The organism is Variovorax sp. Soil_C_17 (genome assembly GCF_057657265.1).
Genome location: NZ_JBDGIT010000017.1, coordinates 21,021 through 36,444 on the forward strand (window position 1 = coordinate 21,021; position 15,424 = coordinate 36,444).

Consider the following 15,424-nt stretch of genomic DNA (forward strand, 5'->3'; position numbering starts at 1 on the left):
CGCAGGGGCGCTCCCGAAGCGATGCGCCGTCACGGAATGCTGGAGGGCCAACGTTGGCGGCATGGTTCCAATGGGGCTGCCGGAGTCGATATTTCTATCAGGAACGGACTTGTCGAACCAACGGCTCGGCTGAACAGCGGTAGTCTTCGATCGATCGCTTCAGATCCGAAGGGATCTCCAGAGACTTCATCGACTCCATGCAAACAAAGACAATTTTTACCTCGGCCAGTATCCTTGGCCGCTCGTCCTGGCCAGCAAGACCCACGATGAAAGAGACGGAACTGCGGCCCGTCTCCTCCACGCGCAAGGTCGAGGTCAATACCTCGCCCAACCGGCTGGGCGACATGAAGTTGAAATTCAGCTTGACCGTGGGGATCGCGATCCTGCGAACACGATGCAGGCAATCGAAGTCGACGCCAAGGCCGTGCTTGAACCAGTGCTCGACCGTGTCGTTGACCATCTCGGCATAGCGCGGATAGAAGACGATTCCTGCGGGATCGCAGTGCCTGAAGCCGATCTCCACGCTCATTTCGTGACGCTTCATGGCGGGCATCCTCTCAGCGAGCGTGCCGGGACCGGTTCAAACTCAGGCGATGACGGGAGGGGGCTCATGGATCTCATCGCCCCCTCCAGCGCAAGTCCGCCCTCGTCCTCCAATGCGGCCTCCCGAAGCGCCTTGACCTTGGATGCCGCATTTGCGGCAGGCAGCCGCTCCAGCAGGGACATGATGGCCTTGAAGTTGCGCATGCCCCGCGCATGGGTGTCGCTGTAGCCCTTGATGAGGCGCTGGCATTGGGCGATTTCGCACGCCAGGTCATAGTCCTGGCTGGTCGCCCTGTCGATGTATGCGAGCCAGTCGGACATTTCGCTCATCTCGTGTTGGTAGCGCAAGGAGTACTTGCGAACTGCCTTGAATCGGGACACGCCGTAGAGAGCCAGAAATCCGACCAGGGACGAACTGCGAACGACCCGGCCGTTCGTCGTCAACGGGCCCAGCACCGAGCGAACGAGCCGAGAGCGGAGGACGAAGCGCCCAAGCGCGGGTGGCAGCGTTTCCGCAATCTCCTCGAGCCTCGGATGAAAGTACTCGTTGATCCGCACGATCTGGCCCGGCGCCGCGCCGATCTCCTGGCGGACGCGCTCGAACCTCGACTTGCGGATCTTCAACTCGGCGACACGAGGAAGATCCTCGAAGCTCATCCACAGCGCCAGATGGCGCGCCACTTCGTTGGTCAGCCTGAAGGAGCCATCACCCCGCGCCGCGTCCAGCCGATGCACCTCATCCATCTTGTCGAGGTAGAGCTGCGCATAGTCCCTGCACTGATAGTCCGACGTCTTCGCGATGCCGGCACGCAAGGTCGCGTGCGTGGAGGAGGGGTAGTCCCGCTCGATGCGCTGCACGAGGTCTTCGAGTCGTGGATCGGCTGGCGTCGAACCAGCGGATTTCGCTTCGCCACCCACCGGCCTTGCATCGGTTCCCGCGGAGAAGCCGGCGTCGAAGGCCTTCAGGCTCGTGGCGACGCCCACGCCTCCTTCTCGAATGGCTTCCTCGCACATGTCGCGGGGCAAACCCGGCAGCCCGGCTGCCGCCAGCGCCCCGAAGAGGCTCGCGCTGATCACGCTTCCTGCCTTTTCGGCAACAGCGGCGAAATCCTGGAGAACGAGCTGGCGCGACGCCCGCTCGCATTGCGCACGGAAGGCGTTCGAGTCCACCCGGCCGTCCCCCATGGCCATCTTTTCCTGCAGCGCATAGACCCGGTGAGAGGAGGCAATCAGGAGCGTGCGGTCGGGCGTCACCAGGCCGCGCTGGACTGCGCGCGCCGCCTCCATGAGCTCCGATGCGATCACCACGTCCACATCGCCCGGGGTCGGCATCAGCGCGAAGATCGGCGCCGCCACCGTTCCGCGCACCACCGGAAGAATCTCGACGTAGTAGATGGTCGCACCCGTGCGCTGGGCCACGCCCGGAACGGACGTCGATTGCGCATGGAAACCCTGGCGCTCGGCGGTCTGCACGATCCAGTCCGCCAGGACACCGCCGCCCTCACCGCCCATCGCCAGGACGGCAATCTTCAACGGCCGCATGCTGACTTCAGGCTGCATATCGAATCTCCCGTGCAGCCAGGCGGCGTTGCAGCGGCTCGATGACGGCATTGGCCAGCCGGCCCGTCAACCGCTCGAACCAGCCGGCGTTGCGGACCACTTCAATGCGGTAGAAGGACGGGCAGAGCACGGCTGCATGGGACACTTCCCCGCAGTGTCCGCATGCGACGCAACTGGACTCGACCGTGGCCACGGGGTCCTGCCGCAGCGGGTCGGGGTTGTCCTTGATGGTCAAGGAAGGACAGCCCGACAGCCGGATGCACGAGTGATCGCCCGTGCAGGTCTCTGCATCCACCCCGAACTTCTCCTGCACGACGCGCGCCCCGGCCTTCAATCGCTCCCGGACCTGGGGCTTCGTGCGACGCTGCTTGTTGAGCATGCACTCGGATTGCGCGATCACCACCTTCGGGCCCGGCTCCTGCGACGTCAGCGCGTCCCGGAGCGCCGCCTTCATGGCCTTCAGGTCGTAGGTGCGCGAAACCGACCGAATCCATTTGACGCCGATGCCGCGGACCGCCTCGGCGATCGGTAAGGACGCCGTGCGGGTCGGCCCGGCGCCCCGGGACGACAGGATGTCCTGCCCCCCCGTGGCGGCTGAGTAGCCGTTGTCGACCAGCACGATGACGTTGTCGCTCTGGTTGAAGACCGCATTGCCGACACCGGAAGTCAGGCCGTTGTGCCAGAAGCCGCCGTCGCCCATGATGCTGACGCTGCGCCTTCCCGTCTGCCCGGTATTCAAGGCGGCCGCACCCGCAGCGCCCAGGCCGTAGCCCATGGAGGTTGCGCCGATGTCGAAGGGTGCCAGCGCGGCGAACTGATGGCAGCCGATGTCGGCGCTGATGTGATGCTTGCCCGTCTCCTTCTCCACCATCTTCAGCGCGGTGAAGACGGGCCGCTCGGGGCACCCGGTACAGAAGGACGGCGGCCTCGGGAGCACGGGCCCGCCGTCGTCGAGCGCGACTCCGGGCATGGAGGGAATGATCGGCGTGACCTTGGGGGCCAGCATCTGCCTGACGCCTTCCGGCATCCCTTCCTGCGTCAGCATCGACGGCGCGTACTTCTGGAGGAAGCGCCGCAAGCCCTTGAGCATGACCAGGGTCGTGTACTCGCCGGCCTTGGGCAGCATGTCCTTCCCGTGAACGCGCGTCTTCAGCTGCTGGCGATTCACGAGGGTGTGCAAGGTCTGCTCGATGAATTCGGGTTGACCTTCTTCGAGCATCAGCACGGCGTCCTTGCCCTCGAAGAAGGCCTGCACTTCGAGGTCCACGACCGGATACACCACGTTCATCACGTAGATCGGCAGCGCCGTGTTTCCGTACACGTCGGCCAGCCCCAGCAATTCCAGGGCACGCATCAACGAGTTGTAGAGCCCGCCCTGGACCACCAGGCCGACAGGGAGCTTGGGGTCCCCGAAGACCTCGTTGAGCCGGTGCGCCTGGATGAAGGCCTGCGCCGCCGGCCAGCGGTCCGCAATCTTCTCGTGCTCATGCACGAAGGTGGCCGGGGCCAGGGCCATGCGCTGGATGTCGCGCCGGGGCTCGTCGAGCGCATCCTTGACGGTGAATAGCGGCCTCCGGTTTTCGGCAGCGATGAAGCGGCCGTGGGAGTGACAGGCGCGCACGCGCATGGTCAGCATGGCGGGCGTCCGGCTGGCCTCGGACAGCTCGAACGCCTTCTCGACGGCGCGCACCAGCGAGGCGTGATTGGGCCGGGGGTCGAGCAGCCACATCTGCGACTTCATCGCGAACGCATGCGAGCGCTCCTGGATGATGCTCGAACCCTCTCCATAGTCCTCGCCGAGGATCACCAGCACCCCGCCGGTCACGCCGCCAGAGGCGAGGTTCGACAATGCGTCGGCTGCGACATTGGTGCCCACGGTCGACTTGAAGGTGATCGCACCGCGCAGCGGGTAGTGGACCGAGGCGCCCAGCATCGCTGCAGCCGTGGCCTCGCTGGCGCTGCTGTCGAAATGGACGCCCAACTCGTCGAGGATCTCGCTCGCATCGGCCAGGACGTCCATCAGATGCGACACGGGCGAGCCCTGATAGCCGCCGACATAGGCCACGCCCGACTGCAGCAAGGCCTTGGTCACGGCAAGAATGCCTTCTCCCTCGAACTCTGCGCCGGGCGCAATTTTGAGCTTCTCGACTTCGTGCTTGAAGGAACGTTCTGCCATGGCGATTCTCGCGGTTCTGGATGGAATGGAATGGATGGGGGAGGGGGCCTCAGGGGCCCGGCAACGGCGCTTGCGTTCAGGAAAGCTCGGTGAGGGCGAGCACGCGCAAGGGGCTTCCGGAGCCCTCCAGGATCTTCAACGGCGCCGAGAAGATCACGGCCCCGGTGGCGGGAAGCAGGTCCAGGTTGGTGAGGCACTGCAGCCCGTACTTTCCTGCGCCGTGCATCAGGGTGTGGCACGGGTAGGCCAGGGGCCACCTGAAGGATTGGCCAGCATCGGTGTTGATCGTCTCCACGCCGAAGCCATGCACGTCACGCTCGCGGATGAGCCATTCGATGGCCTCCTGCGTCGGGCCCGGTGTGTGGGCGCCGTCCTCGCGCGTGTTCAGGAAGCGGGCCGGGTCATTCACACGCTTGGACCAATCGGTCCTGAACAGGACCCAGGCACGGGCCGGAATGCGGCCATGCCGGGTCTCCCAATTTTCCAGGAACGCCGGGGTGAGCAGCCAGTCGCTGTCCCCGGCCACGTGCGCACTGGCATCGACGACCACGGCGGGCGTCAGGAAGTTCTCGACGGCGATGGTGTCGACCGTATTGGCGGCATGCTCGCGGCCGGTGATCCAGTGCGCTGGCGCGTCGAAGTGGGTGCCTGTGTGCTCGCCGCAGCTGAAGTTGTTCCAGTACCAGTCGGGTCCTGCTTCGTCGTACTTCGAGATTCGATCGCGCCTGAAGCCCTGGACCTGGCCGAACTCGGGAGGCAACTGAAGGGATGGGAAGTCCTCGCTCAGGGTCTGGGTCAGGTCGACGACGCTGATCTTGCGCGACCGGATCGACTCGGTCAGTTGATGCAGTGTGTTCATGGCGAGGGCCCCTTGTCTTGATGGGATGGAGCGCGAAGGCTCACCGCTGCGTTTCCACCAGCGCCAGCACGCGCAGTGGACTCCCGGAGCCCTTGAGAATCTTCAGCGGAGGCGTGAGGATGAGCGCGCCGGTCGGCGGCAGCAGATCCAGGTTGGTCAGGCACTGCAGGCCCAGCTTTCCGGCGCCGTGCATCAGGGAGTGGCAGGGATAGGGGGGCTTCAGGTGGTAGCCCTGCCCCGCATCCGTACCGATCACTTCCGAGCCGAAGCCCAGCACGTCTCTTTCCTCCACCAGGAACCTGACGGCGTCCGTTCCGGGGCCGGGCGTGTGCTGGCCCGTCTCGTCGAAGTTCTGGTAGGCGACGGCGTCGCTGCGCTTGCTCCAGTCCGTGCGCATCAGGAGCCAGGCGCCCGCCGGGATGCGGCCGTGCTGCGACTCGAACGCCAGGATGTCTTCCACGCTGAGGAGGTAGTCCGGGTCCTTGGCTGCCGCGGCCGAGCAGTCGATGACGCAAGCCGGTGCGAGGAGCTGCTGCACGTCCAGCGTGTCGACCGTGTTGTGCGGCAGGTGGCGCCCGGAGATCCAGTGTGCCGGCGCATCCAGGTGCGTGCCGGTGTGCTCGCTGCACGAGAAGTTGTTCCAGTATTGACCCGGACCCCGCTCGTCGTAGTGAGAGATCTCCTCGATCCGGAAGGGCCATGCCTGGCCCAGTTCGGGCGGCAGCGAGATCGTCGGGAAGCCTGGCGACAGGGTTTGCGTGAGGTCGATCACGCGGATCGTCCGGGTTTGGAGCGCTTGCGCGAGCGCCTGCAGAAGGGAGCCGGAAGTCATCACAGCCCTCCCGCGACGAGCTCTCGCTCGAGCGCCTTGTGGTTGTCCTTCCAGCGCGCGAACCACTCTTGCGCAACCTCGCCCGGGTACAGGTCCTCCACCCCGTCGGTCAGGGCGCGGACCATCGCGCCCGCCAGTGAGCCGGCCGACAGCTTGGGTGGCGGCACGTTCTGGTTCCACTCATCGTCGATGGGCCCGGGAAAGACGTTCAGCACGCGAATGCCGTGGGGCAGCATCTCCGCGCGCAGGCCTTGCGACAGCGACCAGGCGGCGGCCTTGGACGCGGAGAAGGTGCCTTGGGAGGGCAGGTTGGACAGGGCAAACACCGAGAGGAGGTTGACCCATGCCACGGCGTGACCCGGTCCATCTGCCGCGCGGCCCTTTAATGCCGGGCCAAATGCCTGCGCCAAGCGAAGCAGCCCGAAGTAGTTCACTTCCATCTCGGCCCGGGCAATGTCGGTGCCTGGCCGGGACCAAATGCTCTCGGTGCGGTGCACTTCCGCGTTGCTCACCACGATGTCCACCTTGCCTCCGAGCTCGCCGCCCAGGGCTGCCACCGAGCGCGCATCGGTGAGGTCCAATGCGACGGCTTCGACGCCAGGGACGTCCTTGAGCCTCGCGATTTCTTCCCCGCGCTTCCACGGCTCGGAATAGCCGACCCAGACGGTCTCCGCGCCCGCCTCGAGCAGCGCACGCACGATGGCCTGCCCCACGGCGGTCTTTCCGTCAGTCACGAGGATCTTTCGCCCACGGGGGCTGCATCCGGTTTCCATCTGGAGCTTGTCCTTCCAATCCATGTTGAGTTCCTCGATCGGCTGTGCCACAAGCACGGCCTGTCCGGCCCGGTCCAGCCGCAGCAGGACCTGGACCCTGGTTCGCTCGGCGCCGCCAGCGGCCCGGGGCGGCACCACGCTTTCGGTCAGGAAGGCGATGACCGTCGGACCGGTGTCGAGACGCACCACGCCGATTCGCCACGGCAGTCGCTCGCGAAAGTAGAGGTGATTGCTGTGATGCAGCGTGGCGACGCTCAGCAGTTCGCCGCACGGGCTCTGCTTGCGCCAGTTCAGGTCCGCGGACAGGCACGTCCCGCAGGCGTCGCGAGGTGGGTACTGGACCGCACCGCACTCTTCGCACACCTGGAGCTCGAGGTGATCGCTGACCGCAGCCGCCCGGGTCAGGCCATGGGCCACGCGACCTCGCCCCATGGGAGGCAGGTTCATTCGCTGCGTACGCAGCACCGGGTTCTTGCGGGGGAAGACGGGGGACGTCATGGTGCGCTCTCCAAGACGACGGCGCCGGTGCACACGCACCGGTCGAAGTTGACGATTCCGAAGCCGCTCGCGAGCCCCCAGCGGGCGTCCTTCACCTGCCGCTCTCCGGCGGTGCCTAGCAGCTGGCGCATCGTCTCGGTGAGCCCAAGAAAGCCGCCGGCCGCGCCGGCCTGTCCCGCAGACAACTGGCCGCCACTTGTGTTGTGCGGGACCGTACCGTCGTGGGTGAAGGTGTTCTCCCTCACGAACTCTGGTCCGCCGCCCAGGTCACACAGTCCCAGGCCTTCGAACTGCATGAGCACGATGACCGGATAGTCGTCATACGTGTGGATCACATCGATTTGGTCCGGCGAGATGCCGGCCTGTGCGTACAACTCATCGCGATCGCGAAGCCAACCTCCGCGGATCATGACCGGATCGTCCGCATAGGCGTTGTGGCGCTCGATGGCGCCCCGCAATTTCACGTGCGGCAGGGAAAGCGCCTCCGCACGCTCCTCTCGCATCACGAGGAAACCCTCGGCGCCGGCACAGGGCATAACGCAATCCAGAAGATGGATGGGATCTGCGATAGGGCGCGCCCCCAGGTAGTCGTCCAGACTCATGGGCTTGCGCAGCATTGCATTGGGGTTGCGCGCAGCGTTGGCTCGCTGGCTCACGGCAATCCGGCCGAAGTCGGCACGGGTCGCGCCGAACTGGCGCATGTAGTTGTCGGTGATCAGCGCGAACATCGAATTCGGCCCGCCCGCACCGTACGGGTAGGTCGCGTCGCGCGCGAAGGAGCTGAAGTTGGCCAGCCCCTGGCGGAAGGACTCCACGTGATTGGTATCCGCGCCGATGCACGCGATGATGTCGGCGTCCCCGCACTGCACTGCCCTTGCCGCACGGCGCAGGGCCATGACGCCGGAGGCGCCCCCCGTGGGCACGTCATCCATCCAGCGCGGCAACAAGCCGAGCTGCTGCGTGAGGCCGACGACGGTGTCCGGCCTCAGCAGGAAGCTGCTGAGGCTGATCCCGTCGACCTGCGACTTGTCCAGCCTGGCCTCTTTCAGCAGGCCGCGCAGGGCCTGGGCGGCAAACCACTGCGCATTGCGGATGCTGTAGCGCTCGTAGGGCACGGTGAATGGCGCCACGAGCGCCACGCCCTCGTAGCCGGTGCGTTGGGGCATCATGGCTGGCGCGTCTTCATCGACCGCGTGTCGACGCAGTTGGCCGATCCGGGCAACTTCTCCACCATCTGGCGAAGCTCGCCACGCTGGACCTTCTGGGAACTGGTGACCGGCACCGCGTCCACGAAGGCGATATAGCCGGGCGCCTTGTAGTAGGCCAGTTGCTCGAGCGCGAGCTCGACAATACTACGCGCCACCTGTACCTGCGTGCTCGGCGTAATCGGCACCCTGGGGACGATGCATGCGATCACCTCGTCTCCTCGGACTGCGTCCGGTGTGGCGGCCACTGCAACCGCCTTGACGGCGGGGTGACGAACTAGCACCCCTTCTACCTCGACGGCCGAAATGTTCTCGCCGCTGCGCCGGATCACGTTCTTCTTGCGATCGACGAAGTACAGGCTGCCCGTCGCTTCCCGGCGCACGATGTCGCCTGTGTGGAACCATCCACCCGCCCAGGCCTCTTCCGTGGCGGATTCATCCTTGAGATAGCCCGAGAAGAAGTGGCGACGCGGATCTTCTCCCTTCGCCCGCACCAGCAGTTCGCCCGGCGTGCCGTCAGGGACATCCTGGCCCTCGTCGCCCAACAGGCGCACCTCGACGTCCTTGCCCGGGATGCCGAAGCAGTTGACACCGACTTCGCGCGGGCCGGAATTGGCATGGATTGCGCCGCCCGCGCCCGTTTCAGTCATGGCCCATCCTTCCACCAGCGGGAAGCCGAAGCGTTCCTCGAAGCGGGCGTGGTCCTGGCGCGCGACGCCTGCGCCGAACGCCCAGCGCAGCGAGTGGGCGCGATCCATGTCGGAGGGTTCGGCCCCCAGTAGCATGGCCGGCATGACGCCCAGGTAGTGGCAGATGGTGGCGCGCGTAGTGCGCACGGTCTTCCACCAGGTCTTGGGGTGGAACCGGTCGAGTTGGATCAGGCAGCCGCCGGAGGTAATAACGGCCATGGCGGTGAACGCCATGGCGTTGACGTGGTTCATGGGCAGCGGCGTGACAATGCGCTCTTCGTGCGGACGCACCGGGCACCAGCCACCGAGCGTCGTGTACCAGTCGCCGATGTGCAGGAAATAGTCGTTGGACAGGCGGCAGCCCTTGGGGCGCCCGGTAGTACCGGAGGTGTAGAGCAGCGCGCACTCGCTTTGCAGGCCGGGACGGTCGGACAGGGGCGCCTCGGCAGCCGGGCGCGGGATGTCCGTCGTGTCTGCCGTGGCGACCTGGGTCTCGATGCCGACCACGGCTGCAGCTTTCTGCACGACCTCGAGCCGGCCCGGAAGGACCATGGCCAATGCCAGCTGCGCATGCCCGATCAGGTATTCCAGCTCGGCGGAGCGCATTTCAGCGCTGATCGGGACCACCGAGGCGCCCACGGCGTTGAGCGCGAGCCAGTGGAACAGATGGTCCGGCCGGTTCTCGAGCAGCAGGCCGACGCGGTGTCCGTGGCCATAGCCGGCTTCCGCGTACGCCACCTTCAGCGTCTCGACCCGGTCGCTTGCAGCGCGCCACGAGATGGTTTGCGCTTCGATGCCGTAGTTGGCCGCGGTGACCTCTTCGACGCAGAGGAAGTCGGCATCCCCGCATTGCAAGGCGCTCGCGCGGAATCGGTCGTAGACAGTGCTCATCGGATGCTCAGATTGGTGGTTGACGGGTGGCTTCGAAAGTGCAGACCGCTTCTTCTTCCGGGCTGGAGGCATGTGATCTGCACGCAAAACAGTCGCTCTCGCTCGCGAGGACGGGCGCTTGCCAGATGTGGCTGCAAACCGCCGAGAACATGCCGACGATCGGAGCGCACGCCTCGCCCTTCGCCCGGTGGGCCTGGGCAAACGGACTGTTGAAGACGCGCAGCCGGCACGTCGTTCCGTCCCACTCGAAATGCCATCGGCCCCAGCCGAGCGATGCCGCCCCGGCCGCGACGCTGGCCAGCAGGGGCGCGGGGTCGGCGTTCGCGGGGTTCGCGTAGGCGCGGACGCTGGCACTGCCGTAGCGGTTCACCGAATCCCGGAACGCCATCAGCGCGTCCTCGGCCGCACCTTCGGACAGGCTCTCGAAGATGCCCATGAGAACGTCTGCGCGCAGCAGGACGTAGCGCCGGTCTTCGTCGAGTACCTGCCCGTTCTCGACGTCGAATTGCAGCCGGTCGTGAAGTGCCGATGCGGTCATGCTCACGCTCACGGAAAGAGCTGGATCATCGGCAGGCGGCTCGCTGCGTTGAGCAGGTTGACCCGCTTGAGCTCGATGCGCCATTGCCCATCGAGCCGGACCAGCCGGTGAACGTAGTGGCCGTGCAGCACCACGACCTCGTCCTGCCGGCATTCCGAGTAGTTGAATGCGGTCCGGAAGACGCGGGTGTCGGCGTCGGTGCTCTCTTCGCTGAGCATGGGCTGCTGCAGCACGTGCTGCATGACGCTGGCGGGTTGCTGCGAATGCGCCCGGCCGGAGGCCAGTCGCTCGACGCGCAAGCGGAGCAGGTCCAGGTCCTCGTCGGCAATCGACAGCCGGGCGTCACGCTCGCCCTGGGATCTGCTCAAGGGAACCCAGTAGCGCCCGCCCGGCGAGAACAGCTGCAGCCATTCCTCATAGCGGCCTTCGTCGAGCAGGAAGGCCTCCCGGTAGATCAGCTCGACACACTCCGGCACCGACATCTCATGCATCCTTCATGTTCATGTTCATGGTCATGAACTTGGCCCATGCGCGGTATTGGTTTCGCATGAGCAGCTCGCTGGTGCCGCTGGTCTCGACCGTCTGCTGGTCGGATTCGCCGGGCGCGTGGTCGCGATGCAGGCTCACCCATGGGTTAGGTCCCGATCGCAAGCCCTTCTGCTGGGACTCGAACAGATGGAGATCGTCGTGTGCCACCACCGACATCGGCGAGAAGACCAGGCGGCTGTAGGTGAGCGCGCGATCCAGCAGCAGGTCCGGACCGCCCACGGTGCGGAAGTTCCAGGCCTCGATGACCGTCTTGTCGACCCCGATGGGCCGAATGACCCGGATGGTCTGGGGCGAGCCCTTGATGGCCAGGCTGGGATAGAGGACGGTGTTCTGCGGGGCTTGCTCGAGGACCCGTTTCGCACGCGCCTCCCCATGGGCCGCCTGCAGGTCCTTCACATACTCGCCCAGGCTCCCGTAGCCCGAGTGAACACTGAAGCGCGTTCCGGAGATGCTGTGGCCGTTCGGAAAGACCTTGCCGCCCATGCCTTCGAAGAACTCGTACCGTTCTCCGAACGGAAGGATCTGCTCGAAGGCCAGCGGCATCGGCTCCGGGCCGCGGTCGCGCGCAACGGTTTGCGCTGCGCGCACCGCCGACTCGTGCGTCGACACCGGATGCACCGAGTCGTTGACGTTCTCGAGGTAGAGCTTCCAGTTGCAGTGAACGACGCTGCGCAGCACGCCGCCGGCAATCTCCAGGCGGCCGACGGGAGAGCGGTCGACCATCAGGTCGATCGTGGGCAGGACGTCGCCGAAGTACTCGTGGAACGTGGGGCCGGCAGCGTTCAGCCGCGCAAAGATGAAGTCGCGGTAGACATGCAAGGCGGCGACGGGCGACAGACCGCGTCCGGATTCGCAGGTCAGAAGTCCGGTGTTCTCGTAGCCCGAGCGAAGCGGGTAGGCCGCCAGTGCGCCATCCAGCCGATACGACCATGCATGGTAGGGACAGCGCAGGAAGCGCCCGCTCAGCCGGCCGGATTCGGTGGTGAGCAGCTGCGCTCCCTTGTGGGCACAACGGTTGTGCAGTGCCCGGATCTCGCCCTTGTCATCGCGCAGGACGATCAGGGACTGCCCCGCGATGTCGACCGTGAAGAAGTCGCCGGACTCGGCGATTTGGCTGGCATGGCCCAGAAAGGACCAAGTGTTGCCAAACAGCTCGCGCTGCTCGATCGCAAAGAGCTCTTCACTGAGATAGAGGTCCTTGTGCACCTTGTCGCCCTGGACGAGCGCCGCGATCTGCGCGGAACCAACTTGCTTCAGGTTCATGTCAAACTCATGATGTGGTGTCAGCAGTATACTAAACTAGCGGCGGGATACAAGGTGTTTTTGCGTTTTTACAAGGCTTATGTCGGAATTCAGGCGACTTCTGCATTTGTATCCGGCTTAGTCGGTATACCAAAAGCGGGATGGCTGACGCAAATCTGAGCCGCACCAGTCCTTGACCATGGAGACACCTTCGGGGCGCCTTAAGCTCGCGGCTTCGCACCCCGTCACCGAAATGCAAGTAAGAGAAGAAAACTCCGCCGCCGCTCAACCCAGCTTGAGCGCGGCTGCCTATGACTACCTTCTTGCGCTCTTGCGGGGCGGGCTGCTGGGCGCCAGCGAGCGACTCGTCGAAGCCGACATCGCGAACAACCTCGGCGTTTCACGGGTGCCCGTGCGCCAGGCGCTTCTCCAACTGGTGGCCGAGGGCTACCTGGTGAGCACCCCACGCGGCTACAAGGTGCCCACCCTGACGCCGCAAGACGTCGAGGACGTCTTCGAGCTGCGCCTGCTTCTCGAGCCGCGCGCCGCCGCCCTCGCTGCGCGTGACATCACGAGCGCGCAGCTGCAGCAAGTGGACGCCGCCCTTGCCGAAGCGCAGCGGGCGCACGAGTCGGATGACGCGACCGGTGCATTTGGCGCCGGCCGCCAGTTCCGCGACGCCTGGCTCGCGGCCGTGCGCAACACCCGCCTGGCCTCCGGCATCGGCCGCTATGCGGATCAGGTGGCGTTGGTGCGACGAATGACGCTTGGCGATCCCGCGCGGCGACTGGCGGTCATCACCGGCTACCAGGAACTGCGCAACGCCTTCGCGCGCAAGGACAGCGTTGCCGCCCACGATGCCATGCTTCGCCTGGTTCTCGCTGCCCAGCGCGACTTCGCGGAGACCCTCCGAACCGCTGGCCAGTCCTAGGCAGCTGGAACTCCTGCGTGCAAAGCGCGCGCTTCTGCCTGCATTGCCGTCTCACTCGATCCCGCTGCCCATCCTGAAGCGAGCAGCGAGATGGTCGACGACCCGTTGGCCAACCGCAACCCTTGATTCAGCGAGTCACTTTCTGAGTCATTCGAAATTTCCCGTTTGTTGCGGGTCGCCGGGCGGTCTGTAATTCAGGCCATGGCCGACTCACGCCGCACGCAACACCTCACATGCCTTGGGCAGCCAGGCATCGCAGGACCTTCCCATCCAAAGCGTCCCAGCTAATGCGCGCCCTGCGCATCCAGCACGCTGAACCAGCAGAAAGAGCCAATGAAGTACACGAAGGACAACGCCCAGCACTACGCGAAAGAGCACTTTACCGGCGTATGGGCCGCGAGCACCACGGCTTATCGCGCCGATCTTTCCTTCGACGAGCAGGGGTTCGCACAGAACATCGACCACTGGGTCGGCGCATTGAAGGTGGCGGGATTGTTCGTCACCGGGAAGCAAGGCGAGTTCTTCTCGATGTCGGTGCCGGAAAGAAAGCGCAGCTTCGAGATCGCGGCACAAGCTTGCGAAGGGCGGGCGCGCACCGTGATGTCCTGCTCGGACACCAACCTGGACGTGGTGATCGACCTGGCGCGCCACGCGGAGAAGGTCGGCGCGGACTGGATCGTCGTGCACAGCCCGGTGCTTCATTTCGCGAACGACATCGAAGCGACCGTCTACGAGTACTACCGGCATCTGAGCGAGACGCTGGACATCGGCATCGCGATGTGGAACCACCCGGATTGCGGATACATCATGTCGCCCCAGCTATGCGCCAGGATTGCCGAGCTTCCGAACATCGTGGCCATCAAGTACAGCGTCCCGCGCGAGCTGTACACGGAGCTGACCCAGCTGGTGGGCGACCGCATTCAGGTGAGCACCTCGTCGGAAGAGGATTGGCTGGACAACATCATCGATCTGGGATGGCGCCTCTACCTGTGCTCCACGCCCCCGCTTCTTCTTCAGACGGCCAGGGACCAGCGCATTCACGAGTACACCCAGCTCGCCTTCGAAGGGCGCCTTGCCGAGGCACGTGCCGTTCGCGACAGCCTCGAGCCTGCACGCCAGGCCTTCCGCAAGAGTCGTCCCGCCGGAACGCCGCAGGCCCACACGAAGTACTGGCAGGAACTGCTCGGGCAGGTCGGCGGCCCGGTCCGGCGTCCTTTGCTTAGACTGACCGAACAGCAGCGGGCGTTGACCCGCCAGATGTTCGCCGAAAGTGGCCTGCGTCTCTGAGGCGGGCATGTTCAGGCAAGCATCCAGATCTGGCGCAGGACGATGACGCAGGAACGCCGAACCCCCCGCCGGATTGCACTCATCGGCTTCGGTGCCCTGGGCCAGGTCCTTGCCGGCGAATTGCAAGCCGGCCATGTGCCGGGCGCCGAACTCATCGGGGCGCTGGTCACCGGCGCGCAGGCCCATGGCGGCCTGCACACATCGTGGACCCGGCTTGACGATCTGCTGGCCGCACAACCCGACCTGGTCGTGGAGGTGGCGGGCCAAGCGGCCCTGCAAAGCCACGCAGCGGCTTGCCTGGGCGCGGGCTGCGATGTCGTGGCGGCCTCGGTGGGTGCCCTGATGGATTCTTCCTTGCGCAACCGCCTGTGGGATTGCGCGCGTCAGGGCAGGAGCCGGCTTCTCATTCCTTCCGGGGCGCTCGGGGGGCTCGACTACCTGCGCGCGGCGCGCCGGGTCGGTGCCGTCCAGGTGAACTACCGGGGGTGCAAGCCCGTGGCCGCCTGGCGCGGTACGGAAGCGGAGCGCCTGGTCGACCTGTCGGCCACCGACAAGAGCACCGTCTTCTTCCGTGGCGGTGCCGAAGAGGCGGCAGCGCGTTTTCCCAAGAACGCCAACGTTGTCGCGGCGCTTGCGCTGGCCGTGGGCGACCCGATGGCCGTGACCGTCGAACTGGTGGCGGAGCCAGGCGCCAACGCCAATCGCCACGAACTCACCGCGCACGGTGCTGCAGGGACGATCCGCCTGTCAGTCGAGAACAGTCCCCTGCCGGCCAATCCCAAATCCTCGCGAATCACCGCTTTCAGCATCCTGGAAACGGTGGCCTCGCATGGGGGCGAGCTGTGACGGCG

14 protein-coding genes are annotated in these 15,424 nt (G+C 65.6%); 3 read left to right on the top strand and 11 right to left on the bottom strand.

Translation table 11 applies throughout. From position 1 onward, the window contains the following. Window positions 1-97 precede the first annotated feature (97 nt). The 11 genes from AC3A6Y_RS32990 to AC3A6Y_RS33040 all read right to left on the bottom strand — a co-directional run bounded on the left by AC3A6Y_RS32990 (window position 98) and on the right by AC3A6Y_RS33040 (window position 12,376). On the bottom strand, window positions 98-544 hold the full coding sequence (locus AC3A6Y_RS32990; protein WP_487872436.1) for an acyl-CoA thioesterase: 447 nt from the start codon (window positions 542-544) through the stop codon (window positions 98-100). Further along, entirely contained in the window at window positions 541-2,103 is a 1,563-nt protein-coding gene (locus tag AC3A6Y_RS32995) for an indolepyruvate oxidoreductase subunit beta family protein (protein ID WP_487872437.1), read from the bottom strand. The genes AC3A6Y_RS32990 and AC3A6Y_RS32995 overlap by 4 nt, the downstream gene beginning before the upstream one ends. After that, on the bottom strand, window positions 2,093-4,279 hold the full coding sequence (locus AC3A6Y_RS33000) for a thiamine pyrophosphate-dependent enzyme (protein WP_487872438.1): 2,187 nt from the start codon (window positions 4,277-4,279) through the stop codon (window positions 2,093-2,095). Before AC3A6Y_RS33000 ends, AC3A6Y_RS32995 begins: the two co-directional genes overlap by 11 nt. Before the next feature lie 76 nt (window positions 4,280-4,355). Then, window positions 4,356-5,138, bottom strand: a complete 783-nt coding sequence (locus tag AC3A6Y_RS33005; protein ID WP_487872439.1) for a cyclase family protein — start codon at window positions 5,136-5,138, stop codon at window positions 4,356-4,358. A 40-nt stretch (window positions 5,139-5,178) separates the two neighbouring features. Further along, entirely contained in the window at window positions 5,179-5,970 is a 792-nt protein-coding gene (locus AC3A6Y_RS33010; protein WP_487872440.1) for a cyclase family protein, read from the bottom strand. Then, window positions 5,970-7,241 carry an SDR family NAD(P)-dependent oxidoreductase gene (locus AC3A6Y_RS33015; RefSeq protein WP_487872441.1) on the bottom strand — a complete coding sequence of 424 codons (1,272 nt, stop codon included), beginning with the start codon at window positions 7,239-7,241 and terminating at the stop codon, window positions 5,970-5,972. The genes AC3A6Y_RS33010 and AC3A6Y_RS33015 overlap by 1 nt, the downstream gene beginning before the upstream one ends. Then, on the bottom strand, window positions 7,238-8,410 hold the full coding sequence (locus AC3A6Y_RS33020; RefSeq protein WP_487872442.1) for a thiolase family protein: 1,173 nt from the start codon (window positions 8,408-8,410) through the stop codon (window positions 7,238-7,240). The genes AC3A6Y_RS33015 and AC3A6Y_RS33020 overlap by 4 nt, the downstream gene beginning before the upstream one ends. Then, window positions 8,407-10,026 (bottom strand): AMP-binding protein, encoded by a 1,620-nt coding sequence (locus AC3A6Y_RS33025; protein WP_487872443.1) that lies wholly within the window; start codon window positions 10,024-10,026, stop codon window positions 8,407-8,409. Before AC3A6Y_RS33025 ends, AC3A6Y_RS33020 begins: the two co-directional genes overlap by 4 nt. 7 nt (window positions 10,027-10,033) lie before the next feature. After that, window positions 10,034-10,564 carry a V4R domain-containing protein gene (locus AC3A6Y_RS33030; protein ID WP_487872444.1) on the bottom strand — a complete coding sequence of 177 codons (531 nt, stop codon included), beginning with the start codon at window positions 10,562-10,564 and terminating at the stop codon, window positions 10,034-10,036. An 8-nt stretch (window positions 10,565-10,572) separates the two neighbouring features. Beyond that, window positions 10,573-11,046 carry an aromatic-ring-hydroxylating dioxygenase subunit beta gene (locus tag AC3A6Y_RS33035; protein WP_487872445.1) on the bottom strand — a complete coding sequence of 158 codons (474 nt, stop codon included), beginning with the start codon at window positions 11,044-11,046 and terminating at the stop codon, window positions 10,573-10,575. A 1-nt stretch (window position 11,047) separates the two neighbouring features. Continuing rightward, complete coding sequence (locus AC3A6Y_RS33040) at window positions 11,048-12,376, bottom strand: aromatic ring-hydroxylating dioxygenase subunit alpha (protein WP_487872446.1); 1,329 nt, start codon at window positions 12,374-12,376, stop codon at window positions 11,048-11,050. Window positions 12,377-12,650: 274 nt separating this feature from the next. On the opposite strand from AC3A6Y_RS33040, the gene AC3A6Y_RS33045 reads away from it, so the two are divergent. The 3 genes from AC3A6Y_RS33045 to AC3A6Y_RS33055 all read left to right on the top strand — a co-directional run bounded on the left by AC3A6Y_RS33045 (window position 12,651) and on the right by AC3A6Y_RS33055 (window position 15,419). Then, window positions 12,651-13,286, top strand: a complete 636-nt coding sequence (locus AC3A6Y_RS33045) for a GntR family transcriptional regulator (protein ID WP_487872447.1) — start codon at window positions 12,651-12,653, stop codon at window positions 13,284-13,286. A gap of 333 nt (window positions 13,287-13,619) precedes the next feature. Then, on the top strand, window positions 13,620-14,573 hold the full coding sequence (locus AC3A6Y_RS33050; protein ID WP_487872448.1) for a dihydrodipicolinate synthase family protein: 954 nt from the start codon (window positions 13,620-13,622) through the stop codon (window positions 14,571-14,573). Window positions 14,574-14,615: 42 nt separating this feature from the next. Next, window positions 14,616-15,419 carry an aspartate dehydrogenase gene (locus AC3A6Y_RS33055; protein WP_487872449.1) on the top strand — a complete coding sequence of 268 codons (804 nt, stop codon included), beginning with the start codon at window positions 14,616-14,618 and terminating at the stop codon, window positions 15,417-15,419. Window positions 15,420-15,424 lie beyond the last annotated feature (5 nt).